Annotated in this window: 23 protein-coding genes; 12 read left to right on the forward strand and 11 right to left on the reverse strand. The window is 70.1% G+C overall.

Annotated features, from left to right (window positions below; genetic code table 11):
- Positions 1–24 precede the first annotated feature (24 nt).
- Positions 25–630: a ClpP family protease gene (locus HOV91_RS18415; protein WP_174186644.1), complete on the reverse strand. Its 606-nt coding sequence runs from the start codon at positions 628–630 to the stop codon at positions 25–27.
- Here HOV91_RS18415 and HOV91_RS18420 point away from each other — a divergent pair.
- Positions 622–837 (forward strand): hypothetical protein, encoded by a 216-nt coding sequence (locus HOV91_RS18420; RefSeq protein ID WP_174186645.1) that lies wholly within the window; start codon positions 622–624, stop codon positions 835–837. The genes HOV91_RS18415 and HOV91_RS18420 overlap by 9 nt on opposite strands.
- 27 nt (positions 838–864) lie before the next feature.
- Here HOV91_RS18420 and HOV91_RS18425 read toward each other — a convergent pair whose 3' ends face one another.
- Together HOV91_RS18425 and HOV91_RS18430 are read right to left on the reverse strand one after the other, a co-directional pair.
- Positions 865–2,445, reverse strand: a complete 1,581-nt coding sequence (locus HOV91_RS18425; protein ID WP_174186646.1) for a hypothetical protein — start codon at positions 2,443–2,445, stop codon at positions 865–867.
- 281 nt (positions 2,446–2,726) lie between these two features.
- The gene (locus HOV91_RS18430) at positions 2,727–3,332 is read right to left on the reverse strand and encodes a TetR/AcrR family transcriptional regulator (RefSeq protein ID WP_174186647.1); all 606 of its coding nucleotides are present in this window, start codon (positions 3,330–3,332) and stop codon (positions 2,727–2,729) included.
- Between the two features lie 90 nt (positions 3,333–3,422).
- On the opposite strand from HOV91_RS18430, the gene HOV91_RS18435 reads away from it, so the two are divergent.
- Positions 3,423–4,631 (forward strand): acyl-CoA dehydrogenase family protein, encoded by a 1,209-nt coding sequence (locus tag HOV91_RS18435; protein WP_174186648.1) that lies wholly within the window; start codon positions 3,423–3,425, stop codon positions 4,629–4,631.
- Positions 4,628–5,683 carry a phosphotransferase family protein gene (locus HOV91_RS18440; RefSeq protein ID WP_174186649.1) on the forward strand — a complete coding sequence of 352 codons (1,056 nt, stop codon included), beginning with the start codon at positions 4,628–4,630 and terminating at the stop codon, positions 5,681–5,683. Before HOV91_RS18435 ends, HOV91_RS18440 begins: the two co-directional genes overlap by 4 nt.
- A 14-nt stretch (positions 5,684–5,697) precedes the next feature.
- Here the strand turns inward: HOV91_RS18440 and HOV91_RS18445 are convergent, their stop codons facing one another.
- Together HOV91_RS18445 and HOV91_RS18450 are read right to left on the reverse strand one after the other, a co-directional pair.
- A complete protein-coding gene (locus tag HOV91_RS18445; protein WP_312884680.1) occupies positions 5,698–6,306 on the reverse strand; it encodes a DUF8176 domain-containing protein in 609 nt (202 codons plus the stop codon).
- Positions 6,307–6,682: 376 nt separating this feature from the next.
- Entirely contained in the window at positions 6,683–7,513 is an 831-nt protein-coding gene (locus tag HOV91_RS18450) for an APH(3'') family aminoglycoside O-phosphotransferase (protein ID WP_174186651.1), read from the reverse strand.
- Between the two features lie 125 nt (positions 7,514–7,638).
- Here HOV91_RS18450 and HOV91_RS18455 point away from each other — a divergent pair, with 125 nt between their 5' ends.
- Both HOV91_RS18455 and HOV91_RS18460 read left to right on the forward strand, forming a co-directional pair.
- Positions 7,639–8,136: a MarR family winged helix-turn-helix transcriptional regulator gene (locus tag HOV91_RS18455; protein ID WP_174186652.1), complete on the forward strand. Its 498-nt coding sequence runs from the start codon at positions 7,639–7,641 to the stop codon at positions 8,134–8,136.
- Between the two features lie 8 nt (positions 8,137–8,144).
- Positions 8,145–10,712, forward strand: a complete 2,568-nt coding sequence (locus HOV91_RS18460; protein ID WP_174186653.1) for an MFS transporter — start codon at positions 8,145–8,147, stop codon at positions 10,710–10,712.
- A 77-nt stretch (positions 10,713–10,789) separates the two neighbouring features.
- Here the strand turns inward: HOV91_RS18460 and HOV91_RS18465 are convergent, their stop codons facing one another.
- Complete coding sequence (locus HOV91_RS18465) at positions 10,790–11,809, reverse strand: crotonase/enoyl-CoA hydratase family protein (RefSeq protein WP_174186654.1); 1,020 nt, start codon at positions 11,807–11,809, stop codon at positions 10,790–10,792.
- Positions 11,810–11,916: 107 nt separating this feature from the next.
- Between HOV91_RS18465 and HOV91_RS18470 the strand changes: the two genes are divergently transcribed.
- Positions 11,917–12,516 (forward strand): TetR/AcrR family transcriptional regulator, encoded by a 600-nt coding sequence (locus HOV91_RS18470; protein WP_174186655.1) that lies wholly within the window; start codon positions 11,917–11,919, stop codon positions 12,514–12,516.
- Between the two features lie 221 nt (positions 12,517–12,737).
- Positions 12,738–13,634, forward strand: a complete 897-nt coding sequence (locus tag HOV91_RS18475; protein WP_174186656.1) for a cutinase family protein — start codon at positions 12,738–12,740, stop codon at positions 13,632–13,634.
- 56 nt (positions 13,635–13,690) lie between these two features.
- Here HOV91_RS18475 and HOV91_RS18480 read toward each other — a convergent pair whose 3' ends face one another.
- Positions 13,691–14,071 carry an Rv3235 family protein gene (locus HOV91_RS18480; RefSeq protein ID WP_174186657.1) on the reverse strand — a complete coding sequence of 127 codons (381 nt, stop codon included), beginning with the start codon at positions 14,069–14,071 and terminating at the stop codon, positions 13,691–13,693.
- A gap of 358 nt (positions 14,072–14,429) precedes the next feature.
- Between HOV91_RS18480 and HOV91_RS18485 the strand changes: the two genes are divergently transcribed.
- The 3 genes from HOV91_RS18485 (at position 14,430) to HOV91_RS18495 (ending at position 17,496) form a co-directional block, all read left to right on the forward strand.
- Positions 14,430–15,653 (forward strand): alpha/beta hydrolase, encoded by a 1,224-nt coding sequence (locus HOV91_RS18485; protein WP_174186658.1) that lies wholly within the window; start codon positions 14,430–14,432, stop codon positions 15,651–15,653.
- Between the two features lie 103 nt (positions 15,654–15,756).
- The gene (locus tag HOV91_RS18490; RefSeq protein WP_174186659.1) at positions 15,757–16,851 is read left to right on the forward strand and encodes an LLM class flavin-dependent oxidoreductase; all 1,095 of its coding nucleotides are present in this window, start codon (positions 15,757–15,759) and stop codon (positions 16,849–16,851) included.
- Positions 16,852–16,947: 96 nt separating this feature from the next.
- Positions 16,948–17,496 (forward strand): YceI family protein, encoded by a 549-nt coding sequence (locus HOV91_RS18495; RefSeq protein WP_174186660.1) that lies wholly within the window; start codon positions 16,948–16,950, stop codon positions 17,494–17,496.
- 48 nt (positions 17,497–17,544) lie between these two features.
- On the opposite strand, the gene HOV91_RS18500 is transcribed toward HOV91_RS18495, so the two are convergent.
- The 3 genes from HOV91_RS18500 to HOV91_RS18510 form a co-directional block, all read right to left on the reverse strand.
- Positions 17,545–18,384, reverse strand: coding sequence for a DUF72 domain-containing protein (locus tag HOV91_RS18500; RefSeq protein ID WP_174186661.1), 840 nt, complete (start codon positions 18,382–18,384; stop codon positions 17,545–17,547).
- A 75-nt stretch (positions 18,385–18,459) separates the two neighbouring features.
- Complete coding sequence (gene glpK, locus HOV91_RS18505) at positions 18,460–19,977, reverse strand: glycerol kinase GlpK (protein ID WP_174186662.1); 1,518 nt, start codon at positions 19,975–19,977, stop codon at positions 18,460–18,462.
- 42 nt (positions 19,978–20,019) lie between these two features.
- On the reverse strand, positions 20,020–20,784 hold the full coding sequence (locus tag HOV91_RS18510; RefSeq protein ID WP_174186663.1) for an IclR family transcriptional regulator: 765 nt from the start codon (positions 20,782–20,784) through the stop codon (positions 20,020–20,022).
- A 185-nt stretch (positions 20,785–20,969) separates the two neighbouring features.
- On the opposite strand from HOV91_RS18510, the gene glpK (HOV91_RS18515) reads away from it, so the two are divergent.
- Complete coding sequence (glpK, locus tag HOV91_RS18515; RefSeq protein WP_174186664.1) at positions 20,970–22,490, forward strand: glycerol kinase GlpK; 1,521 nt, start codon at positions 20,970–20,972, stop codon at positions 22,488–22,490.
- A 47-nt stretch (positions 22,491–22,537) separates the two neighbouring features.
- Positions 22,538–24,217 (forward strand): glycerol-3-phosphate dehydrogenase, encoded by a 1,680-nt coding sequence (gene glpD / locus HOV91_RS18520; RefSeq protein ID WP_312884682.1) that lies wholly within the window; start codon positions 22,538–22,540, stop codon positions 24,215–24,217.
- A 37-nt stretch (positions 24,218–24,254) separates the two neighbouring features.
- Here glpD and HOV91_RS18525 read toward each other — a convergent pair whose 3' ends face one another.
- A complete protein-coding gene (locus HOV91_RS18525) occupies positions 24,255–24,419 on the reverse strand; it encodes a hypothetical protein (RefSeq protein WP_174186666.1) in 165 nt (54 codons plus the stop codon).
- Positions 24,420–24,531: the final 112 nt, after the last annotated feature.

Raw genomic sequence — 24,531 nt, forward strand, 5'->3', positions numbered from 1 at the left:
GCTGCCGCCTCCGGTCTTGACCGCTCATGCCGAGATCCCGATTCGCTGGCGTTGCGGGACGATCTGCCCGAACGAGTCGACGATGTGGTCGATGAAGCCGTACTCCTTGGCTTGCGCGGCGGTGAACCACCGGTCGTGCAGCGAATCCTCGTAGATCCGGTCGAACGGCTGACCGGTGTCCTCGGCGATGATGCCGAGCACCGTGTCCACGGTGTAGCGCAGGTCGTCGGCCTGGACCTCGACGTCGACGGCGGTGCCGCCGATGCCCGCCGAACCCTGGTGCATCAGCACCCGGGCGTGCGGCAGCGCGAAACGCCGCCCCTTGCTCCCCGACGACAAGAGGAATTGACCCGCGCTGCAAGCCAATCCGAGCGCGAGCGTCGAGACTTCGCACGGCACCAACCGCATCACGTCACGGATGGCCAGCATCGACGGGACCGAGCCGCCGGGCGAGTGGATCCACAGGGAGATGCCCGCGTCGGGGTCTTCGGCGGCGAGAGTGAGCAACTGGGTCATCAGCAGCGTGCCGTTGTCGTCGTCCAGCGCGCCGTCCAGCACGACGATGCGGCGACTGAGCAGTTGCTCCCGGGCACGCCAGCTGAACATCGGAGTCTTGTCATCGTGAGCCATGACCCCACGGTGCCGCACGCGCCGCGCGAAAGCGGTCCCACGCTGCCCTCGGCAGATCCGCTCACAGCAGCGAAATCCTGGTGGCTCGGCGCCCCGCGCCGTCCCGGAGGTGGCTCGGCGGAGGTCGTCGTCGCGATCGCGCCGGGCTCCGAATTCCGCCTGGCGGTAACGGGATACGACGATGCCCGTCGGCGCGCGGTGCGCTGACGGGCATCGTCGGTGGAACGCGGCTCGCTAGGACTCGCGGCCCGCGGTCGAGGCGGAGCGCTGCCTGCTGGTGCGGGCGCGGCGGCGTTCGGCCTGCAGTTCGGCGAGTTCCTGCTCGAGGATGTCGGCGACGCGGAACGAACCGGTGTCGTAGATGTCCGGCGTGCGCGCTGTCGGCGGCTGCGCGATATCGAGCTTCGGGCTGTCCTTGCCGTTCTTCGGCTCCGGCGGCACAGTCTCGCTCTTGACCTCCGCGAGCGGGCGCCGTGGCACCGCCGGGATCTCGGCAGTCGGGGCCTCGGGCTCGGTTGCCGGAGTGCGTGGCTTGGCCGGAGCCGTCTCATGGACGACCACCTTCGCCGCGGTGGGCTCGTCGGCGGGCACTCGCGTGGACGGTCGCTCGTCGGCCTTCACCGACGAAACCGGCGCGGGCGCCACCGGCTGGCTCGCCAGAGGCTTTCCGTTGGTCGCGGACGCGCCATTCTTCGCGGCGATCGTGGTGTCCAGGTCCTTGACCTTCACCGTCGCGCTGGGACGCGCCGCGACGACCTCCATCGCGTCGAGGTCTTCGATCGACTCGGGCAGCACCGGCTTGCGCGGCGTCTCGACCGGCGGCCGCTTCTTCTCGGCCTGCGCCACGACCACGGGCTGCGTCTCGGATTCCTCCGGCGCGTCCTGGCTTTCGGTGACCTCGGCCACGTCCGGCTCGACGACCTCCGCCGCAGCGGCCGCCACGACGGGCTGCGGCTCGTACTCCACGTATTCGTGCGGAACCGCGGGCGCTTCGGGGGCGACCGGCATCCGGTACCTGGGCAGGGTGAGCCGGATCTGCTCGGCCGGGTCGGGAAGGTCGCGGACCTGCTCGGTGGCCCTGGCGATGGCGAGGCCGTATCGGGCGCTCGCGGCGTCGTGGATGAGCAGCGCGACACCGATCATCACCGGGGCGATCGCGTGCACGGCCGCGTCGTACCACGCGCCCGCGCGCAGATACGGATAGGTGTTGAGGCTGACGGTCAGCGCGAGCAGCGCGACTTCGGCCGCCGCGACCTGGCGGCGGTTGTCGACCACACCCCACTCGGCGACCTTGTTGGTGCCGATCATGATGATGATCAGGCAGACGCTGATCATGCCTTCGAGCAGGTAGCTGAACCAGTACAGCGGATCGGTCGCGCCGCCGGGAGCGATGTTGTGCTGGACGTTGACCGCCGACCACAACATGCCCGCCGCGACCACACCGGCCAGCGCGCGCAGCGACCAGGACCGATGCCGGTACAGCGAGGCCAGTTTCGCGTGCGGGCTGGATTCGCGTCGCTGCGCGGCAATCGCCTTGCGGGCGAGGAGGAGATCACGCATGTCGGCCTTCTCGATCGCTTCGGTGGTCTGCCTGGCGCGGTCGTTCGCCGCGGCGGCAGCCTGCGCCTCTTTCCAGCGCTGTCCGCGCTCCTGGGTGCGAATTCGTTCGGCGAGCTCACGTTCGGCATGCAGTTCGTCCTCCGACAGCGCCTCGGTGAGCGCGGGATCGAACTGGTAGGCGAGCCGTCCACGGGCCTTCTCGACCCGCCTCGCCAGCTGTGTAACCTCGTCCTCGATGGGATGTTCGATGACCATCAGCGCTCCCCGCACGGGAGAGTCGATGGCAGACAAGTGATCACGAATGGCAACGGCACGTGTCATTCATAGTCGATCCACCGCTACTGGCGAAACCGTTCATTTGCCATCTCACGGAACAATTCGGCGCGCCGCGGACGACACACGCGGCCCAGCGTGATTCCCGCCGGTCGCGAGCACTTCTTCCGCCGCCCTGACGCAGACCGTCGGCACCGGCCGTTCCCCAACCGAATCACGGATATCCGTGGTCGGCGAAAGCTCGCGGATAAGCGCGGAACCGGTCAGTGTCGACCGGCCGCCTTTTCGTCCCGCACCGAGTCGAGCACCCGGGACAATGTGCCGAACAGCAATCGGTCCAGCCGGTCCTGGTCGACATCGTCACGGGACAGCCACTGCACGGTGAGGTCCTCGGCCATCGCCCACCACGAGCGCACCACCAGCCGCTCGGCGGTGGACGACGCGGGCCTGCCGAGAGCGGCGAACACCCGGTCGGTCAGCTCGTCGTGCATCTGCTCCATGATCGCCTCGAGCACCGGGTCCTGCCCCGCGGCGCGCAGCAATCCCACCAGCGGTCCACTGCGCCTGCGCATGTAGCCGACGAAGTTGGCGATCATCGACGCCAGCGGGTCGGCGGCGTCCGGATCGGGGCCGGTGGCGCGCAGGAAGCGCTGCGAGGCGGCCCGGACGAGCTGGGCGTAGTACTCCTGCTTGGTCGGGAAGTAGTGGAACAGCAGGCCGCGGGAGATGCCCGCCTGCTGCGCTACCGCGTCGACGGTGATCTGGTGCCAGGGGCGGTCGATCAGCATGCCGAGGCCGATGCCGATCAGTTGTCGGCGCCGGTCGTCCGCCGAGCGACGGCCGCCGGGCTCCGCGGCAACCTCGGTCATCCACCCTCCTCTATTGAGCAATGCTCAATAATATGCTACCAATGACTCGACCGGAAGTTGAGCAATGCTCAGCGAGCCTCGAGGATGGGTATGGACTTCACACATTCCGACCGAGCCGTCCGTCTCACCGACCAGGTGCGGCAGTTCGTGCGCGACGAGATCGAGCCGCGCGACGAGGAGCACGCCGCTTTCCTGCGGGAATCGCCCTGGGCGGTCCCGCCGGTGGTCGAAGAGCTCAAGCAGAAGGCGCGGGCCGCGGGACTGTGGAACCTCTTCCTGCCCGATCCGGAACTCGGCGCGGGCCTGAGCAATGTCGAATACGCGCCGATGGCAGAGGCGATGGGCGCTTCCGGCTGGGCGCCGGAGGTGTTCAACTGCAACGCGCCCGACACGGGCAACGCCGAGGTCCTGCTGCACTACGGCAGCGCGCGGCAGCGGCAGCAGTGGCTGCGGCCCCTGCTGGACGGCGAGATCCGCTCGGCGTTCTGCATGACCGAACCCGAGGTCGCGTCGTCGGACGCGACGAACATGGCCGCGACCGCCGTGGTGGACGGCGAGCAGATCGTGCTCAACGGCCGCAAGTGGTGGAGCACCGGCATCGGCCATCCGAACTGCGCGTTCGTCATCTTCATGGGCCTCACCGACCCGGCGGCGCACCCCTACCAGCGCCACTCCATGGTGCTCGTCCCGCTGGACACGCCAGGTGTGCGGATCGAACGGATGCTCACCACCTTCGGCTACCTGGACGAGCCCTTCGGCCACGGCGAGGTCACCTTCACCGACGTGCGGCTTCCGCTGGACGCCGTGATCGCCGGGCCGGGACGCGGATTCGAGATCGCGCAGGGCCGCCTCGGCCCCGGCCGCATCCACCACTGCATGCGCGCCATCGGCCTGGCCGAGCGCGCGCTCGAACTGGCCTGCCGTCGCAGCCTTTCCCGCACCGCGTTCGGCAAGCCGCTGGCCAACCTGGGCGGAAACCGGGAGCGCATCGCCAACGCCCGCGTCGCGATCGATCAGGCCAGGCTGCTCGTCTTGCACACCGCCTGGCTGCTGGACACCAAGGGCCTGGCCGGGGCGCGCAGCGAAGTCTCCCAGATCAAAGCGGTCGTGCCGAGGATGACCCAGGAAGTACTCGACATGGCGATCCAGTTGCACGGCGGCGCCGGGCTTTCCGACGACTTCCCGCTGGCGCGCGCGTTCGCGGGCATTCGCTCGCTGCGCTTCGCCGACGGCCCCGACGAGGTGCACCTCGGCGTGATCGCCCGTCAGGAGCTGCGCAAATACGGAACCGACCGGTGAGCGCGGCGGAGGCCACCGCCGTCCGCGCCGAGGACGCATTCGACGTCGCCGCGGTGCACACCTGGCTCGCCGACCGGGTGCCCGGTCTGACCGAGCCGCCCGAGGTGCGGCAATTCTCCGGCGGCGCGTCGAATCTCACGTATCTGCTGCGCTATCCGGATCGCGATCTGATCCTGCGCCGCCCGCCCGCCGGCAAGAAGGCGGCTTCCGCGCACGACATGGGCCGTGAATACCTGGTGCAGGAGCGTTTGCGTCCGCACTACCGCTACGTGCCGCGAATGGTGGCGCACTGTGCCGATCCGGGCGTGATCGGCAGCGAGTTCTACGTGATGGAGCGCGTGGCAGGCACGATCCTGCGCGGAGATCTGCCGGAGGGAACGAGCCTGTCTCCCGACCAGGCCCGCCGGTTGTCCACCACGGCTTTCGACTGCCTGATCGAACTGCACGAGGTGGACCCGGTCGCTGCCGGGCTCACCGAGATCGGCAAGGGCGCCGGCTACGTCGCCCGTCAGGTCGCGGGCTGGTCGCGGCGCTTCGTGGACGCCCGCACCGACAATGTCAGCGATTTCGCGGCGGTGATGGCCTGGCTCGAGGCCAATCGGCCCGCGGACGTCGCCACCACCGTCATCCACAACGACTTCCGGCTGGACAACCTGGTGCTGGACCCCGCGGGATCGGGCGCGATCGTCGGCGTGCTCGACTGGGAGATGGCGACACTGGGCGATCCGCTGATGGATCTCGGTGGTGCGCTGGCGTACTGGGTGCAGGCCGACGACGACGAGGTCATGCGGGCTGCCCGCCGTCAGCCCAGTCACCTGCCCGGCATGCTGACCCGCGCGCAGATCGTCGACCACTACTGCGCGCGCACCGGCCGCTCCGCCGCGAACTGGCCGTTCTACGAAGTGTTCGGGCTGTTCCGGCTCGCGGTGATCGCCCAGCAGATCTACTACCGCTACCACCACGGCCAGACCACCAACCCGGCCTTCGGAGACTTCTGGATGGTGATCAACTACCTGGACTGGCGCTGCCGGAAGGTCGCCGGGCTCGAGTAGGAGGAGCCCGCGGCTCAGTTCGGCGGTGCGATCTTGACGATGGACGATTCGCCGCCGGTCTCGGTCACGGTGACGAACTGGCGGTAGGTGCGGTTGGCGGAGTCGGGCCGCAGCTCGGTGATGACCACGTCGTAGCGTCCGTCGAGCATGGGCGTGATCATGACGCAGTGCTGGGTCCCGACGGGGACGGAGGCGATGCCCGCGTCGATCACGGCGACCGGTGGCACGGCGGCGTCCGGCACCGTCAGCGCTCGCGCGACCGCTCCCGAGCGGGTCACGTAGTAGGCGTGCTGGAAGGCCAGGATCACCTCCGGCCCCGAGGCGGTGGAACCGGTTCCGTTGCCGCGCACCAACTGCGCGCCGCGGGTCGGCTCGCAGCCGTTACCGCCGCCGAGTACCGGGTCCGCCACGGTGGCCGATTGCCGCGGCGCGGAGGCCGCGCCGGTGTAGACCAGGACCAGCGCGGCGGCGGCGATCGAGGCGGCCACGCCGACGCCGCCGACCAGCCAGGCGCGGCGCGGCCCGCGACGGGTGCGGCGCCGAGCGCGCGGCGCCCGGTGCCGTTCTCCGCGCAGCCGGGGCGGCGGCTCGTGGGCGGAGATCATTCCGGGCCAGGTGGGCACGCGTTCGTTCCGGCCCCGGCCCGGGCGAGCGCGTCGGCCGCCGGGCTCGGACGTGTTCGACGACATGATCTCGCCGCACCCCCTTTTACCGGTGCCTACTCGGCCACCGTGGGTTCCCTCTCAATGCCGTTGCGCAATAACAACATTGCATATCTCCCTGGATTTTGTCGGTCAAATGCTCAACAGGCAAGGCAGAACCGCGCGCAGCGCCGGAACACCGGCTGATCAGGACCGGGCGGTCGGTGCGATTCGCGTAGCGGCGATCACGCGGATAAGCCGGCACGCCCTGTCGTGCGGCGCGCACGCGGTCATCGCCAGTGCGACGAAATCACCGGGACCATGAGCGAGGTGGCGGCCTACGGAACCGCCGTCCTGATCAAACCCGCTCAGTGACCGGCTGATCCCAGGTCAGCGGATCCAGGTGGAGGAAGAAACGCTGACGCTCGGCGTCCAGTTCGATGCCGTAGCGGTCGGCGAAGATCCGGTCGGCGCGTTCGGCGCGGCGTTCGTCCTGCCACGACTCCCTGGAATTCGCCAGCAGCAGAGCGATATCGGCGTACGGGTCCGCGATACCGAGGCGGCCGAGGTCGACGAAACCGGTGACCGAGTGCGTGTCCGGGTCGAGGATGATGTTGGGCAGGCACAGATCGCCATGGCACACTACGGCTTCGGCGTCCTCCTGCCGCATCCTCGCCTCCAGTTCGGTGGCCAGCCGGGTGAGCAGGACGGTGGGCGGAGTGTCCTGCTGTTCCTCGGGCAGGAACTCGGTGTGCACCGCACCTCGGACGACCACGTCCTGGGCGATCGCGAACATGCGCGCCAAACCGCGGTCGAACGGGCACTCGGCCACCGGCACATCGTGCAGGCGACGCACCGCGTCCGCGATGGATTCCCACGCCGCCGCGAGGACGTGGGCGGAAACGGCGTCGGCGGCGACGCCGGGGACGGCGCCGGTGACCAAGCAGGCGCCCTCCGCACCGGCCCGCCAATCCAGCACTCGGGGACCGGGAATGCCCTGGCCGTCGAGCCAGGTGATCTTGTCGCGCTCCAGCGCGAGGTCGGCGACCCGGCCGGGGTCGACGCACTTGGCGTAGCGGGACCCGTCGGCGGACCGGAACACCGGGGCGCCGGACTCCCCGCCGCGGACCGGCTCCCATCGGCAATCGGACGGCAGCGCGGCCGGAAAGCGAACAAGCGACTCGGACACGCCATCGACGGTAGCAACACACCTCCCACCTCGCAGACCGTCGGCAAACCAGATGTATAGTTGCCAAAAGCAACTAGTTGTAGTTGCTAAGTAATCTGCCGGTGGGGAACCTCGAGGTGAATGCCATGTCCGCAACCGCTCGCGAGCGCCGCGCGTCGCCTGCCGAACTCGCGGCCGCCGACGAACTGGGTCAGCGGCTGGTCCGGTTCATGCGCGCGCTCAACCGGGCCAAGTGGCAGCCGGCCCGGCCCGGACCGGAAGGGCTGGAGAAGCTCGCCTACGCCGTGCTGTTCTGCCTGGTGCACGAGGGACCCCAGCGCGCGGGCAGACTCGCGGAGTTGCTGCACGCCGAGGCGTCCACCATCAGCAGGCAGAGCAGATCACTCGTGGCGCACGGCCTGGTGGAGCGCCGCCCCGACCCGGTCGACGGACGCGCGTGCGTGCTCACGGCCACCGCGGAGGGCGTGCGCGTCTTCGAGGAGAACCGCGCGCTGCGCAACCGCTGGCTGGCCGACATCCTGGCCGACTGGCCCGCGACCGACCGCGCGACCCTGACCGTTCTGCTCGACCGGCTCACCGCAGGAATCGAGACCACTCCCCGACACCAAGCCGATCCGAAATAGGGCTCCCCATGACGAATTCCACCACCCGGGCTCCGCGGAACCCGGACGCAGGCGCGGACACGTCACTGTCCCACCGGCAGATCTTGACCATCCTGTCCGGGTTGCTGCTCGGCATGTTCCTGGCCGCGCTGGACCAGAACATCGTCAGCGTCGCGATCGTCCGGATCGCCAACAGCCTGCACGGCTTCGACGCACAGGCCTGGGCGACCACCGCCTACCTGATCACCGCGACGATCACCACGCCGCTGTACGGCAAACTGGCCGACATCTACGGCCGTAAACCGTTCTACCTCATCGCGATCGGGTTGTTCGTCATCGGTTCGGTGGCATGCACCTTCGCCACGTCGATGTACCAGCTCGCCGCGTTCCGCGCGTTCCAGGGCCTGGGCGCGGGCGGGCTGATGTCGCTGGCGTTCACCATCATCGGCGATATCGTCCCGGTCCGGGAACGGGTGCGCTACCAGGGCTATTTCATGATGGTCTTCGGTACCGCGACCGTGCTCGGGCCGGTTCTCGGCGGCTTCTTCTCCGACTACGAACAGCTCGGCGGCATCGAAGGCTGGCGGTGGGTGTTCCTGGTGAACGTCCCGGTGGGCATGCTCGCCCTGCTCGTGGTGGCCAAGGTGCTCAACGTGCCGCACCAGCGCCAGAACCACCGGATCGACTGGCTCGGCGCGGTGACGCTGACGATCTGCGTCGTGCCGCTGCTGCTCGTCGCCGAACAGGGGCGCCACTGGGGATGGTCGTCGCAGCGGTCGCTGCTGTGCTACGGCATCGGGGCCGCGGGTCTGCTGCTGTTCGTCCTGGTCGAGTTCCTGATGAAGGACTCGGCGCTGATCCCGTTGCGACTGTTCCGGAATTCGACCTTCAGCGTCGCCATCGCGGGCGGATTGATCGTCGGCGTCGCGATGTTCGGCGCGATCACCATGGTTCCGCAGTACTTCCAGGTGGTGCGCGGCTACTCGCCGACGAAGGCCGGTCTGCTCATGCTGCCCTTGGTGCTCGGCATCACGGTCGGCTCGCAGGTGGCCGGCCAGATCACCAAGCGGACGGGCCGCTACAAGATCCTGCCGGTGACGGGCACGTTCATCGTCGCGGTCGGCGCGCTGCTCTACGCCCAGGTGCACTACGACAGCCCGCTGTGGCAGCCCCTCGGCTACGGCGCCGTGGTCGGGCTCGGCCTCGGCTGCTGCATGCAAACACTGATCATCGCGGCGCAGAACGCCGGACCTCGCTCGGACATGGGCGTTTCCACCGCGTCGGCCACGTTCTTCCGGCAGATGGGCGGCACGCTCGGCGTCGCGGTGTTCCTGACCATCCTGTTCAATCTGCTGCCGCACCGGATCATCGACGCGTTCGGCGGCGCGCTGCCGCCAGGGTTCGGCCCCGATCAGCTCAGCGACATGCAGTCCAACACCAGCGGCATCGCGGCGCTGCCCGACGCGCTGCGGATCCCGATCCTCACCGGCTTCACCGACGCCATGCACGGGGTCTTCTACGCGGCGGCCGGGGTCGCCCTGCTGGCCTGCGTGGTGCTGATGTTCATGAGGGAGATCCCGCTGCAAGACCTTCCGGCACCCGCCGCGCGAACCCCGAGCGATGAGACGGACGCCGCCGAGTCGCACTGGGACGCCGATCAGGTCTGGGAAGGCGCCGCGCAGGCGCTGTCGGAGCCGGAACCGGTGCTCGCCGCGGCCGCGAGCGGCCGAGCCGCGGGCGATCCCGCGGGCAACGGCGCCCACCGGCGCGAACCGCGGGCGAGCTTCGACGACGCCGAGTACGAAAGCCGCTCGCTGCGCGGCTACGTCCATCGCGAGGACGGCCGCCCCGTCCCCGCTGCCGCGCTCACGCTGATCGACCACCACGGGCGGCAAGCCGCGCGGACCAGCGGCGGCGCCGACGGCGGTTACCTCGTCGGCGTGCCGGAGGCGGGCGCATACGTGCTGATCGTGTCGGCCGCCGGGCATCAGCCCGCCGCGGTGAACGTCACCGTCGGTGACCGGCCGCAGCAGTTCGACGTCACCCTGCTCGGCTCCGGCGAACTGTCCGGGGTGGTCCGTTCCAGCGCCGCAGGCCAGCCGCTGCCCGGCGCGACCGTCACGCTGACCGACCTGGACGGCGAGGTGGTCGGGTCGGCGACCGCGGCGGCCGACGGCGCCTACCTGTGCCACGGCGTGGTGCCCGGCACCTACACCCTGGTCGCGGTCGCCGAGCACATGCGGCCCAGCGCGACCGCGCTGACCGTGCCGGACAGCGGGCTGCTGCACCACGACATCGATCTCACGCCGATGGCGGTGCTGGCCGGGTCCGCGTGGTCCGATGCGGGCCGCCCGGTCTCGGACGTGCAGATCAGCGTGCTGGACGCGGCGGGCGTGCTGACCGCTACCACGCGCACCGACGAGCACGGCCGTTATGTCGTCACCGATCTCGCCGAAGGCGACTACACGGTCGTCGCGCGCGGCTACCCGCCGGTGACCAGCGAGGTCACGGTGCGTGGCGGTGAGGTGGCGCACGATGTGCGGCTGGGCTATGACATCGAGGAAGAGGCGAACGGAAAGGTTCCGCCCGTCCGCTGACGATCCGGCGAAGCGCGGGGCTGTGGCGATCCGTTGCGGATTCGCCGGGCAGGTTCCCCGCACGGCTCAGCGGTGGTTCACTCCCCCGACCGGCCCCGTTTGTGATCGCCGAACGGCTCGTCGCGTTCCCGGACCGCCTCGCGGAAACCGGCGGTGGCGGCCCGCGTCTGGAAGGCGTAACCCTCCCTGGTGTGGCGGGAGATGCCGTCGAAGACGGTGCTGATCATGGCGGAGTTGGCCACCCCCTGCGCGGACAGCGCGGAGTTGAGCGCCAGTTTGGCCATCATCAGCTGGTTGATCGGCATGCGCGCGATGCGCGCGACGAATTCCTCGGTGCGCGCGTCGAGTTCGTCGGCGGGCCAGGACTCGATCGCCAAGCCCCATTCGACCGCCTGCTTGCCGGTGAGGCAGTCGCCGGTGAACAGCAGGCGCTTGGCGCGCTGGTCACCGAGGCGATGCGCCCACATGCCCGCCGCGGGCACACCCCAGACCCGGGTGGGCGGGTAGCCGATCTTGGTGTCGTCGGCGCAGATGATCTGATCGGCGAACAGGGCGATGTCGCTGCCGCCCGCCACCGCGAAGCCGTGCAGCTTGGCCACGGTGGGCTTGTTCGCCTGCATCAGGCTGGCGAAACCGCGGTTGAACCGGCTCATCATCGCGTAGTCGATCATCGGGTCCCAGACCCGCGCCGGATCGTGGTTGCGACCCTGGACCACCGGATCGACCACCGTTCCCGCCACGTCGCCGGGACCGCCCGCCACCACGAAACTCTGCTCGGCGAACATGCTCAGGTCGTAGCCGCCGCAGAATCCCTTGCCGCGCCCGGACAGCAGGATCACGTGCACCCGCGGGTCCAGGTCGGCGCGTTCGACCGCGTGCGCCAGATCGTGCGGCGTGTCGGGAGTGATCGCGTTGCCCTTCTCCGGCCGGTCGAAGGTGATGCGCGCGATGCGGCCGTCGCGCTCGTAGGTCAGCGTCCGGTACTCGCGCGCGCCGTCCGGCTCGGGACGCCCCGCCCACGGCGAGTCCGGGGCCTCGGTCCAATTGCGGTACCACGCGCCCGTTCCGCCATCGGCCTGGATGTCACTGTCGGTCATCGCTTTCCCTTCGACGCTGGTCCGAACCCGTCCCCGCAGTCTGGCGCACCCACCATTTGACAGTCAACATTGACTGTGAAAATCTCGCGCCGACGAAGGGAGCCGGAATGGCCGGACTGCGCGCGGAGCGGAAACAGGCCACCCGCGCCCACATCCTCGACGCCGCCGCCGACCTGCTCGCCGAGCAGGGCTACCGGGCACTGACCACGTTGTCCGTGCAGCGCGCCGCGAACGTCAGCCGCGGGGCGCTGCTGCACCACTTCCCGACCATCGGCACGTTGATCGCCGAACTGGTCGGCCATTTGGTCGCACGCAACGAGGCAGCCGTCCGGGAGATCGCGGCCGGGCTCGGCGACGGGGGCGACCCCTTGGCACGCGCGCTGACCGCCCTGTACGAGTCGATGGCGCGCCCGGCGGCGCAAGCCGAGTTCGAATTGTGGGCGGCCTCGCGCACCGATCCCGCGCTTGCCGAGGCGTTGCGCGTGGCCGAACGAAAAGCCGGGCGCGACTTGCGGCGCGTGGTGGACGCGCTGTTCGGTCCGGACGTCGTCGCCCACCCGCGCTATCCGGCCATTCGCGATCTCACCATCGCGATCCTGCGGGGCACAGCGATGTCCCGTCCGCTGCGCGCCACCGAGCGCGCCGCGACGGCAACCATCGACCGATGGGCGCAGGCCATGGCAGTTCTGCTCGAGCACGATAGATAGCAATCATCCGGCGCCGACGCGGCCGAATCGTTTGTGACACGCCTCACTTGCGACTCCGATTGTGCTGTCTCCCACATCATCGCTATCCTGTCTGCACTTTGAGACCAACGAGTTTCAATGCAGCCTTCGACGGGGCCGGGTACGACCACCGCACGGCGCCGGCGGAGGCCGATTCCTGCCGGGGAGCGCCTGCGGCGCGTGGACTACCAGGAGCAAACGCCATGCGATCGAAGTTGTTCTCGGCGGCCATCGGTATCGCGGCGATGGCGCTGTCGTGTGTGGGACCGGGCAGCGGGCCCGCCGTCGCCGCACCGGATTGCCCGAGCCTGTACGTGGTGGCGATCCCGGGCACCTGGGAGACCTCCGACCAGCTGGACGGCCCCGGGATGCTGGCCGGAGTCACCAGAGGCCTGCCGTCCTCGGCGCGGGTGGACTACGTCAGCTATGCCGCCACCGCCTTCCCCTGGGAGAGCGAGGTATACGGCGCCTCCAAGCGCGAGGCGGTCGACAACGCGCGCGGCATGATCGCGGCGATGGGCCGGGAGTGCGGCGCGACCAAGATCGCGCTGGTCGGCTACAGCCAGGGCGCGGACGCCGCCGGTGATCTCGCCGCCGAGATCGGCACCGGCCTCGGTGTGGTGCCGCCGCACCGGATCGCCGCGGTCGGGCTGATCTCCGATCCGCGCCGCTCCCCCACCGACGCGCTGGTCGGCCCGCCGGTGGGCGGCGCGGGCGCGGGCGGTCCCCGCATCGGCGGGTTCGGCTTCGTCACTCCGCAGACCCGGACCATCTGCGCGATCGGCGATCTGTACTGCGCCACGGCATCGGACGATTTCATCACCCGTTTCGCGGGCTTCCTGGCCCAGACCTCCCATCCCGACCCGGCCTACCTCTGGCGCTACCAGCTCGAGATGGGCGCCATCGTCGGCGATCTGATGTCCAACGGCGGATTCCCCCTGTTGCAGAGCCAGCTGTCGGAGTCGGCCAACCAGGAACGGGCCCGATTGCTGGACGAGTTCTACCGCTCCGAAGCGCACACCGCCTACGGCAACTATCCCGTGGGCGGCGGCGCGACCGCACTGTCGTGGATGCGCGACTGGCTGGCCTCGCTGGCCTGAGGCGCACACGTCATCGACGCATCCGGCGATCCGCCCCGCCGCCAACGGAGATCGCCTCATCGGATGCGTAGCGCCGTCATCCGCCAGCCTGCCGAGCGGGTCCGGACGATGCGGGCCGCCAGGGCGAAACGCCGCGTGCCACGGCCGTATGCGGCGACGACCTCGGCGGTCTTGGCGTCCATGAGCACCACGCGCACCCGGACCGGCACCGCCGCGCCGAGAGCGCGGCCGGGCACGAGACCGGCGTCGAGCAACGTGCGCACCGCGGCCACGACCGTGGCGTCGGCGACCACGGCCAGTTGCGGCACGGGCCGCCTGCGGTCGAGCACCTCGAGGACGATGCGCACCGCCGACTCGGCGAACCGGCGTGCCGCCGATTGTGTCTCGTCATCGGTGGGCGCCGGGGACGCGTGACTCCGGCGCACCGCATTGCGCACCCCGGCACTGGACCGAGCGGATACCGCGTGCGGCCGCGGCCGGCACGGCAGCGCCCGAGCGGGAGCCGGATCGGCCGTCGCGCATTCCGCCTCGGCGCGTCGCCGACTGTCCAACGGCGGCTCCGGATTCGGAGCCGATGCCAACCAATCGCGATAACCAGCCATGCAGATCCCCCTTCGAAACCCTGTGGTCGAACCTTGTGGCGACGATTCTGCGGACCGGCCACCGGATATCGCGCGTAGTCGGCTACTTGATTCCGGTCGGACGCACCACCACCGGGAGTCGGCGGGGACGAAGACCGACCTATGTTGGACTCGGTAAGCCCCGGCCCGGATGACCGACGAGCGAGGAGTGGACGTGACCGTACCCGGAAAATCCGCCACGCCTCGTCGGCCGGCCCGCGTGGGGCTGCTGACGCTCGCCGGAGTGCTCGCCGTGTACCTCGCGCTCAGCCAGGCACTCGCGGTCGCGCCGGTTTCCTGGCTGATGCCCTTGCTGCGCAACGCGATCGTCCAATCGGCCGTGCTCCTGCTCGGCGCGGTCCGCGACGCCCTCGGCTCGTGGAACATGGTGCTCGCCGTGGTGGCGACCGGACTGGCGCTGCTGGCGTTTCGGAACGGCGGGCGGGGTCGGCGCCTCGCCGGCGCGGTGACCGGCGTGGCCGCTGCCGGCCTGGTCGTGTCCGTCGTGACCAGTGCGGCGCTGGTGTTCGCGGCGCGCGACGCGGCGGGCGTGTGGATTCCGTTCGCACCGGCCGTGCCGTTCAGCACGATCGGCGACGCACCCGACGAGACGGTCACGTACGCGACCGTCGACGGGCAGCCGATCCAGGCGGATCTGTACCTGCCCGCGCCCGCGCCCGAACCGGCCCCGCTGGTGGTGAGCATCCACGGCGGAGCCTTCGTCACCGGCAGCCGCGGCACCGACGCCTACACGAGCTGGCTGGCCGGCAACGGTTACGCCGTGCTCGACGTGGACTACCGGCTCTCCGACGACGAACACCACCGCTGGGACACCCAGGACGCCGACATCGCCTGCGCGCTGACCTGGGCCGCGGCGAACGCACAGCGGTACAACTGGGACATCCGGCGGGTGGCCACGTTCGGCGAATCCGCGGGCGGCAATCTCGCGATCAACGTCGCGAACAAGATCAACGCGGGCACCCTGCGGCCCAGCTGCGGCAGCGCCGCCGAGTTGCCGAAGGTGCGCACGGCGATCGTGCTGTACCCCGCGGTGGACCTGGCCGCGTCCGGCGCCGAGACCGCGCTCGGCGCCGACGCGGCCCGGCAATATCTCGGCGGAACGCCGGAGCAATATCCCGAGCGCTACACCGCGACCGGTTCCGCGTCGCACATCACCGAGCGCACGCCGCCCACGCTGCTGATCCAGGGCGCCAACGATCATCTCGTGCTCGCCGAGCACACCGACGCCTACGCTGCCGCGCTGGAGACCGCGCGCATCCCGCACCGCTACGTCGAGCTCCCGTTCCTCGACCACGCCTTCGGCGCCACCGAACTCGACACCGGCGCCCGGGTCACCCGCGAGCTCACCCGGACCTGGCTGGCCGAATACCTGGCGTAATCGACGCCACACCGCCGCGCCGGGAATACCCGAGCATCCCGCCCGGTTCCTTTGGTTGCCATATCCACCAAATTGCGACAGACTGAGGAACGAAGGAGGCGTCGTGCAGTTCGGAATTTTCACGGTCGGTGATGTGACGACCGACCCCACGACCGGCCGGACGCCGAGTGAGCACGAGCGCATCACGGCCATGGTGACCATCGCGCGCAAGGCCGAAGAGGTCGGACTGGACGTGTTCGCCACCGGAGAGCACCACAACCGGCCGTTCGTGCCGTCGTCGCCGACCACCATGCTCGGCTACATCGCGGCGCGCACCGAGCGGTTGCAGCTCTCCACCGCGACGACGCTGATCACCACGAACGATCCGGTGAAGATCGCCGAGGACTTCGCGATGTTGCAGCATCTGGCCGAAGGGCGCGTCGATCTGATGCTCGGGCGCGGCAACACCGGGCCGGTCTACCCCTGGTTCGGCAAGGACATCCGCGACGGCATCCCGCTGGCGATCGAGAACTACCACCTGCTGCACCGCCTCTGGCGCGAGGACGTGGTCGACTGGGAGGGCAAGTTCCGCACGCCGCTACAGTCGTTCACCTCGACACCGCGCCCGCTGGACGACGTACCGCCGTTCGTCTGGCACGGCTCGATCCGCAGCCCCGAGATCGCCGAGCAGGCGGCCTACTACGGCGACGGCTTCTTCGCCAACAACATCTTCTGGCCGAAAGAGCACTTCCAACGGCTGATCGCGCTGTACCGGCAGCGCTACGAGCACTACGGTCACGGCTCGGCCGACCAGGCGATCGTCGGGCTGGGCGGACAGGTGTTCATGCGCAAGAACTCCCAGGACGCCGTGCGCGAGTTCCGGCCCTACTTCGACAACGCGCCGGTGTACGGGCACGGCCCGTCGCTGGAGGAGTTCACCGAGCAGACCCCGCTCACCGTGGGCAGCCCGCAGGAAGTCATCGACAAGACGCTCACCTTCCGCGAGTCGTTCGGCGACTACCAGCGCCAGCTGTTCCTGATGGATCACGCCGGCCTGCCGCTGAAGACCGTGCTGGAGCAGCTGGACCTGCTCGGCGCGGAGGTGGTCCCGGTGCTGCGCGAGGAATTCGCGGCACTGCGCCCGGCGCACGTGCCGGACGCGCCCACGCACGCGAGCCTGGTGGCCGCCCGCGACGCGGCGGTGGAGGCGGCCCGATGATCGCCCGGCTACTCGGCACGCACTGATCCTTCCGCGACGAACCACCGCCCGATCCACACCCAACTAGTTCAATAATCAACCATTGAGGAGAACGTCATGACGACCGGAACCACCAACGCTCTGACCGCGGGCACCTGGGCCATCGACCCCGCCCACTCCACGCTCGGCTTCTCGGTACGCCACCTGATGGTGAGCAAGGTGCGCGGCCGCTTCACCGACTTCTCCGGCAAGCTGGTCATCGGCGCGGACGGCAGCGCCTCGGCCGAGGCCGAGATCCGGGTCGACTCGGTCACCACCGACAACGAACAGCGCGACGCGCACCTGCGCACCGCGGACTTCTTCCAGGCCGAGCAGTTCCCGGTGGCCACGTTCAAGTCCACCGGATTCCGGGTCGACGGCGAGGACTTCGTGGTGGACGGCGAATTCACCATTCGCGGCGTCACGAAGCCGGTCTCGCTGGAGGTGGAATTCCTCGGCGTGAACCCCGGCATGGGCCAGGGGCCGGTGGCGGGTTTCGAAGCCAAGACCGTGATCAACCGCCGCGACTTCGGCATCACCATCGACATGCCGCTGCCCGACGGCGGCGCGGTGATCGGTGACAAGATCACACTCACCCTCGAGGTCGAGGTCGGCTTGCAGTCCTGAGCGTTCGGAACGCCTCCCGCGAGAACTCTCGCGGGAGGCGTTCTTCGGTCAGAACAGCGTCATCGGCTCGGCAGGGACCGGCTCGGGCAGTGGGTCCAGCTCGGGCAGCCGGGCCCGGACCTCGTCGTGGAAGCGGCGGGCCAGCTCCAGCGAGTCCGCGTTGTCCGGCGTGTGCAGGAACACCGTCGGCGACCGGCCTTCGCGCAACCATTCGGCGACCGTGCCGACCCATGGTTGCCAGCCCTCGACAGTTCGCTCGACGTCGTCGCGGCCGTGATATCGGACGATCGGATATTCGGTCAGTGCGCGCATCCGCCGCCGCACCCGGGGCTTCTTCGACGCCGCCTCCTGCTCCGCCGCGCTGGTGGGCGGACCGTCGAAGAGCACGGTGGTGTCGAAGGGGACCCATTCGGCGCCCACCCGCGACAACACGTATTCCAGCCTGCGCGCCGCCTGCTCGTCGGCGAAGAACGCGGGATGCCGGACCTCGACCGCGATCCGGTGAGCGCGCGGCACCTCCCGCAGGAATCCCGCGAGCGCACCGAGATCCGTCGGACCGAACGAGCCGGGCAACTGCACCCACAGCGCGTGCACGCGTTCGCCGAGCGGCTCCATGACGGCGAGGAAGGACCGCAGCTCCTCCTCGGCGCCGACCAGCCTGCGTTCGTGGGTGATCGGCTTGGGCAACTTGAGCACGAACCGGAACGCGGGATCGCATTGGCTCGCCCACGATTCCACCGTTCGCCGCGACGGCGTCGCGTAGAACGTCGTATTGCCCTCGACCGCATTGCACCACGTGGCATACCAGCGCAACCGCTCCCCCGGCGCGAGCTGCTTTTCCTGCCAAGCCGCGTGCGTCCACATCGCACATCCCACGTGAAGCCGCATACTTCCGACGCTAACCCAACGTGCCGACACCGGCGCCGGTCGCTCGCCACGGCGGCATGCGAACACGGCCCAGGTTCACCGCCGCGTCCGCTTCTGGGACCGGACCCAGCCGAAGGTCAGCTCGACGGCGCGCTTCCAGTTGTCGTACTCGTCCTCGCGTGATGCGGGGTCCATCCGCGGAACCCATTGGGCGGCAAGGCGCCAATTGTTGCGCAGTCCTTCCAGATCCGGCCAGTAACCGACGGCCAAGCCCGCCGCGTAGGCCGCGCCGAGCGAGACGGTTTCGGCGACGAACGGGCGCGACACCGGAACGTCCAGGACGTCGGCCACGATCTGCATGAGCAGGTTGTTCGAGGTCATTCCGCCGTCCACGCGCAACGCCGAAGCCTGCAGGCCGGAGTCGGCGTTCATCGCCTCGACCACGTCGCGGGTCTGCCAGGCGGTGGCCTCCAGGACCGCGCGGGCGATGTGCCCTTTGGTGACGTAGGAGGTCAGCCCGGCGATGAGACCGCGTGCGTCGCCGCGCCAATGCGGCGCGTACAGCCCGGAGAACGCGGGCACGACGTAGCAGCCGCCGTTGTCCTCGACGGTGCGGGCGAGGGTCTCGATCTCCGGCGCGCTGGTGATCAGGCCGATGTTGTCGCGCACCCACTGCACGAGCGAACCGGTGACCGCGATCGGTCCCTCCAGCGCGTAGACCGGCTCCGAGCCGATCTGGTAGCCGATCGTGGTGAGCAGGCCGTGCTCGGATCGCACCAGCTCGCGTCCGGTGTTCATCATGAGGAATCCGCCGGTGCCGTAGGTGCACTTGGTTTCCCCACGCGCGAAACAGGTCTGGCCGAACAGCGCGGCATGCTGATCACCCAGCGCGGCGGCGATCGGGATGCCGGGGACCACCCGGCGGGTGGTGCCGTAAGACGCGGTCGAGGGCTGGATGCGCGGCAGCATCGGAGCGGGGATGCCGAAGAACTCCAGCAGTTCGTCGTCCCAGGCGAGGGTGCTGAGGTTCATCAGCAGGGTGCGGCTGGCATTGGTGACGTCGGTGAGGTGCAGCCCGCCGTCGGGACCGCCGGTGAGGTTCCAGATCAGCCAGGTCTCCATCGTGCCGAACAGCACCTCGCCCCGCTCGGCGCGCTCGCGCACTCCGGGCACCGAGTCCAATATCCAGCGCAGCCGCGGCGCCGCGAAGTAGCCGGCCAGCGGCAGACCGCAGCGCTCGCGGATCCGGTCGGCGCCCGGTTCGCGCTCCAGTTCCCGGACCAGCTCCTCGGTCCGCACGTCCTGCCAGACGATGGCGCGCCCGATCGGGCGGCCGGTGCGGCGGTCCCACACCACCGTGGTCTCGCGCTGGTTGGCGATGCCGAGCGCGGCGATGCGGTCGGCGGCGACGCCGGAATCGCGCAGCGCCTGCGGCACGATCCGCTCGACCGCACGCCAGATCTCCAGTGCGTCCTGCTCGGCCCATCCCGGCCGTGGGTGATACTGCCGGTGCGGCCGCTGGGCGACGCCGACCAGCCGCGCACGCTGATCGAACAGGATGCACCGGGTCGAGGTGGTGCCCTGGTCGATCGCCAGCACGTAACGTTGCGTCATGCTCGGCTCCTGGTCGAGATCCGCTGGTCGACCGGCCCGCGATCAGTGGCTCGCACCGAGATCCCGCGACACGGCGCGCGCGGCGTCGAGCACCTGACCGACCAGCGCGGGCCGGTGCCGCGACCGGGCGTCACAGAGCCGGTCCACCGCGCCGGTGATGCCGATGGCGCCGACCACCAGGCCGCCCGGGGCGCGGATCGGCGCCGCGATCCCCGCCTCGCCCGTCCGGAATTCCTCGGTGTCCCCGGCCCATCCGGCCCGCCGCACCTCCCCGAGCGCCCTGGTGAGCGCGGCGCGGTCGACGAGGGTGCGGTGCGTGAGCGGGGCCAGTCCGGCGCGGCGCGTCCGCTCGGCCAGCTCGGTGTCGTAGGCGAGCAGGACCTTGCCCAGCGCGGTGGCGTGCGGTGGCAGGAGTTCGCCGAGTTCGAGCGCCTGTTCGGTGTTGTCCGGCCGGAACACGTGATGGACCACGACCACCGCGCCGTCCATCGGCGCGCCGATCCGCACCGACTCGCCCGTGCGCGCCGCCAGCGCGTCTGCCCAGTTGATCGCGCGGGAGCGCAACTCGTTCGCGTCGAGATAGCTGGTGCCCAGATGCAGCAGCGCCGCACCGAGCTGGTACTTGCCGGTCGCCGGGTCCTGCTCGACGAAGCCCACACCCTGGAGCGTGCGCAGGATGCCGTGCGCGGTCGGTTTCGCCAGCTCCAGCGCGCCCGCGATGTCACCTACGCCCAGCCGCCCCGAGCCGCGGGCCAGCAGCCGCAGCACGGCGGCCGCCCGCTCGATCGATTGGATCGCACCCGGCATGTCCGGAAACCTACCGTCAGCGGCACGATTCGACAATGTCGAACGGGAGCGGTACCCGGCCCCGGGATTCCACCGTAATTTCCCTGTCACGCAGGGTCGCGTTCGCGGTCTGCGCGGGTGAACGGAGGCCAGGCGATGAACTTTCGGCGCGAGCTCACCGACAGCATTTCTGCGAGAGGACCGCGATGAGCAAGTTCGTCGGCGCCATCGACCAGGGCACCACGAGCACCCGCTTCATGGTGTTCGACCACGGCGGCAGCGAGGTGGCCCGCCACCAGCTCGAACACCAGCAGATCCTGCCGCGCCCCGGATGGGTGGAGCACAATCCGACCGAGATCTGGGAGCGCACCCGTTCGGTCATCGAGACCGCACTGACCAAGGCCGACCTCGTCGCGAGCGACCTGGCCGCGGTCGGCGTCACCAATCAGCGCGAGACCACGGTGGTGTGGAACCGCAAGACCGGGCGGCCCTACGGCAACGCGATCGTCTGGCAGGACACCCGCACCGATCGCATCGCCGCCGAGCTGGAACGGGCCGGGCACGGCGACACCATCCGGCGCAAGGCGGGCCTGCCGCCCGCCACCTACTTCTCCGGCGGCAAGCTGCGCTGGATCCTGCGCAACCTGCCGGGGGTGGCCGAGGACGCCGAACGCGGTGACGCGCTGTTCGGCACCACCGACACCTGGCTGCTGTGGCAGCTGACCGGCGGGGTCGACGGCGGCGTGCACGTCACCGATCCGACCAACGCCAGCCGCACCATGCTGATGAACCTGGAGACGCTGGACTGGGACGACGAGCTGTTGGCGCTGTTCGGGGTGCCGCGCGCGATGCTGCCCAGGATCGCGCCGTCGGCGAACTCCGAGCTCTTCGGCGCCACCCGCCCCGACGGCCCGTTCGGCGGCGCGGTCCCGCTGTCCGGCGTGCTCGGCGACCAGCAGGCCGCCACCGTGGGACAGGTCTGCTTCCGCCCGGGCTCGGCGAAGAACACCTACGGCACCGGGAACTTCCTGCTGCTCAACACCGGGACCGAGATCGTGCGGTCGCAGCACGGCTTGCTGACCACCGTCGCCTACCAGTTCGGCTCGGCGAAACCGGTGTACGCGCTGGAAGGCTCGATCGCGGTGACCGGCTCGGCGGTGCAGTGGCTGCGGGACCAGCTGGGCATCATCTCCGGCGCGGCGCAGAGCGAATCGCTGGCCCGGCAGGCCGAGGACAACGGCGGGGTGTATTTCGTCCCCGCGTTCTCCGGGCTGTTCGCGCCGTACTGGCGTTCGGACGCGCGCGGCGCGATCGTGGGCCTGTCCCGCTACAGCACCAACGCCCATCTGGCGCGGGCGACGCTGGAATCGATCTGCTACCAGACCCGCGACGTGGTCGAGGCGATGCAGGCCGATTCCGGCGTGCGGCTGGACGTGCTGCGGGTGGACGGCGGCGTCACCGCCAACGAGCTGTGCATGCAGTTGCAGGCCGACTTCCTCGGGGTGCCGGTGTCGCGTCCGGTGGTCGCGGAGACCACCGCGCTCGGCGCGGCCTACGCGGCGGGGCTCGCGGTCGGCTTCTGGAGCGACACCGACGAACTGGAACGGAACTGGAACGAAGCCGAGCGCTGGAGCCCGACCTGGTCGGCCGAGCAGCGTGAGCGCGGCTACGCGCGCTGGAAGAAGGCCGTCGCCCGCACCCTCGACTGGATCGACGTGGACGAATGAGGGACGCGGGCGCACCCGATCACACCGAAACAAGGAGAGACATCGCCGTGTCCGCACGATTGGACGCTCAGTACCGCGCTCGCGCGGTGAACTCGCTCGGTGACACCGAGCTGGACGTGCTCGTCATCGGCGGCGGCGTGGTCGGCGCGGGAGCCGCGCTCGACGCCGCCGCCCGCGGCCTGACCGTGACCCTCGTAGAAGCCAGGGACTTCGCCGCGGGGACCTCGAGCCGCTCCAGCAAGCTCATCCACGGCGGACTGCGTTACCTGGAGCAGTTGGACTTCTGGCTGGTGCGCGAGGCGCTGAAGGAACGCGGCCTGCTGCTGCACCGCCTGGCCCCGCATTTGGTGCGGCCGGTGTCGTTCCTGCTGCCGCTGCGCCACCGGGTGTGGGAGCGGGCCTACCTCGGCGCCGGCGTCGCGCTGTACGACACCATCGGCGGCGCCCGCGCGCTGCCGATGCACCGGCACCTGTCGCGCACGCGTGCGCTGGAGCTGGCGCCCGCGCTGCGCGAGGACGCCCTGACCGGCGCCATCCGCTACTTCGACGCGCAGGTCGACGACGCCAGGCACACGATGATGATCGCCCGCACCGCGGCACAGCACGGCGCGACCGTGCTCACCCGCACCAAGGTGACGGCCCTGCTGCGCGACGGCGAGCGCGTCGCGGGCGCGGAGGTCACCGATCTGGAGACCGGCCGCGTGCACACCGTGCGCGCGCGCCGGGTGATCAGCGCGACCGGCGTGTGGACCGACGAGATGAACCGGATGACCGGCGTCGAGTTCCCGTTCCACGTCCGGATGTCAAAGGGCGTGCACATCCTGGTGCCGCGCCACCGGGTGCACCTGGACACCGGCCTGATCATGCGCACCGAGAAGAGCGTGCTGTTCGTCATTCCGTGGCACGCGCACTGGATCATCGGCACCACCGACACGGACTGGTCGCTGGACAAGGACCACCCGGCGGCCAGCCACGCCGACGTGCAGTACCTGCTCGACCACGTCAACCGGGTGTTGCGCGAGCCGCTCACCCGCGACGACATCGTCGGCACCTACGCGGGCCTGCGCCCGCTGTTGTCCGGCGCGTCGGCCGACACCGCGACGCTCTCGCGCGAGCACGCGGTGGCCGAACCGGCTCCCGGGCTGTTCGTGGTCGCGGGCGGCAAGTACACCACCTACCGTGTGATGGCCGCCGACGTGGTGGACGCGGCGGCGGCCGGGCTCGGCCGGGCGGTGGCCCCCTCGATGACCGAGCACCTGCCGATCCTCGGGGCGGTGGGATACCAGGAACTCGCCGCCGACCTGGACAGCCTCGCGCAGCGCGCGGGCCTGCCGAGGGCGACGGTGCACCGTCTGCTCGGCCGCTACGGCTCGGCGATCACCGATCTGTTCGACCTGATCGACCGCGAGCCCGAACTGGGCAGGCCGCTCACCGGCGCACCGGAGTACCTGGGCGCCGAGGCGGTGTACGCGGTGACCCACGAGGGCGCCCTGCATCTGGACGACGTGCTGACCCGCCGCACCCGCGTCTCCATCGAAGCGGCCGACCGCGGGCTGGCCGCCGCACCGGAGGTGGCCTGGCTGATCGGCGCTCACCTGGGCTGGGACGCCACCGCGACGGAGCGCGAGATCACCCGCTACCGCGACCGGGTGCACGCCGAACTGGCCGCCAATCAGGCAGCCGACGACGAGTCCGCCAACGCGGCCCGGCTGGTCGCCGTGGTCTGAGTCCGATCCGTGGCAGGGTTCCCGCGCGCGACCGCGCTCACTGATCCATACCGCTGTGCCCGCGCGGCGTGGATTCGTCGGTCTCGAGCTCGGCACCGGACGGGTGTTCGTCGGCGTGCGTCGGCTTGGTGTGCTCGTCGGCGAAATCCTCGTCCTGCTGCATCGACTCCGCCGTCGTCGGATCGGGATTCGGTGTGCTCATAGTCCGCGCGTACCCAGCCACGCCACCCTGACGCAGCGCACCGCCGGTCCGGACCGCGCGCACAAACCACCACCTCGGCGCCCGAATACGGGGGTGGGGTTGACCTCGAGCG

It is taken from the genome of Nocardia barduliensis (assembly GCF_013315795.1).
Taxonomy (GTDB): domain Bacteria; phylum Actinomycetota; class Actinomycetes; order Mycobacteriales; family Mycobacteriaceae; genus Nocardia; species Nocardia barduliensis.

What these genes read in the sequence shown, in the direction of transcription:
- HOV91_RS18435 (WP_174186648.1), top strand. Translation starts at nt 3,423, where the DNA reads ATGGACTTCACACATTCCGACCGAGCCGTCCGTCTCACCGACCAGGTG.
- HOV91_RS18475 (WP_174186656.1), top strand. Translation starts at nt 12,738, where the DNA reads ATGCGATCGAAGTTGTTCTCGGCGGCCATCGGTATCGCGGCGATGGCG.
- HOV91_RS18455 (WP_174186652.1), top strand. Translation starts at nt 7,639, where the DNA reads ATGTCCGCAACCGCTCGCGAGCGCCGCGCGTCGCCTGCCGAACTCGCG.
- HOV91_RS18470 (WP_174186655.1), top strand. Translation starts at nt 11,917, where the DNA reads ATGGCCGGACTGCGCGCGGAGCGGAAACAGGCCACCCGCGCCCACATC.
- HOV91_RS18460 (WP_174186653.1), top strand. Translation starts at nt 8,145, where the DNA reads ATGACGAATTCCACCACCCGGGCTCCGCGGAACCCGGACGCAGGCGCG.
- HOV91_RS18525 (WP_174186666.1), bottom strand. Translation starts at nt 24,419, where the DNA reads ATGAGCACACCGAATCCCGATCCGACGACGGCGGAGTCGATGCAGCAG.
- HOV91_RS18500 (WP_174186661.1), bottom strand. Translation starts at nt 18,384, where the DNA reads ATGCGGCTTCACGTGGGATGTGCGATGTGGACGCACGCGGCTTGGCAG.
- HOV91_RS18465 (WP_174186654.1), bottom strand. Translation starts at nt 11,809, where the DNA reads ATGACCGACAGTGACATCCAGGCCGATGGCGGAACGGGCGCGTGGTAC.
- glpK (WP_174186664.1), top strand. Translation starts at nt 20,970, where the DNA reads ATGAGCAAGTTCGTCGGCGCCATCGACCAGGGCACCACGAGCACCCGC.
- HOV91_RS18510 (WP_174186663.1), bottom strand. Translation starts at nt 20,784, where the DNA reads ATGCCGGGTGCGATCCAATCGATCGAGCGGGCGGCCGCCGTGCTGCGG.
- HOV91_RS18495 (WP_174186660.1), top strand. Translation starts at nt 16,948, where the DNA reads ATGACGACCGGAACCACCAACGCTCTGACCGCGGGCACCTGGGCCATC.
- HOV91_RS18430 (WP_174186647.1), bottom strand. Translation starts at nt 3,332, where the DNA reads ATGACCGAGGTTGCCGCGGAGCCCGGCGGCCGTCGCTCGGCGGACGAC.
- glpK (WP_174186662.1), bottom strand. Translation starts at nt 19,977, where the DNA reads ATGACGCAACGTTACGTGCTGGCGATCGACCAGGGCACCACCTCGACC.
- HOV91_RS18425 (WP_174186646.1), bottom strand. Translation starts at nt 2,445, where the DNA reads ATGGTCATCGAACATCCCATCGAGGACGAGGTTACACAGCTGGCGAGG.
- HOV91_RS18415 (WP_174186644.1), bottom strand. Translation starts at nt 630, where the DNA reads ATGGCTCACGATGACAAGACTCCGATGTTCAGCTGGCGTGCCCGGGAG.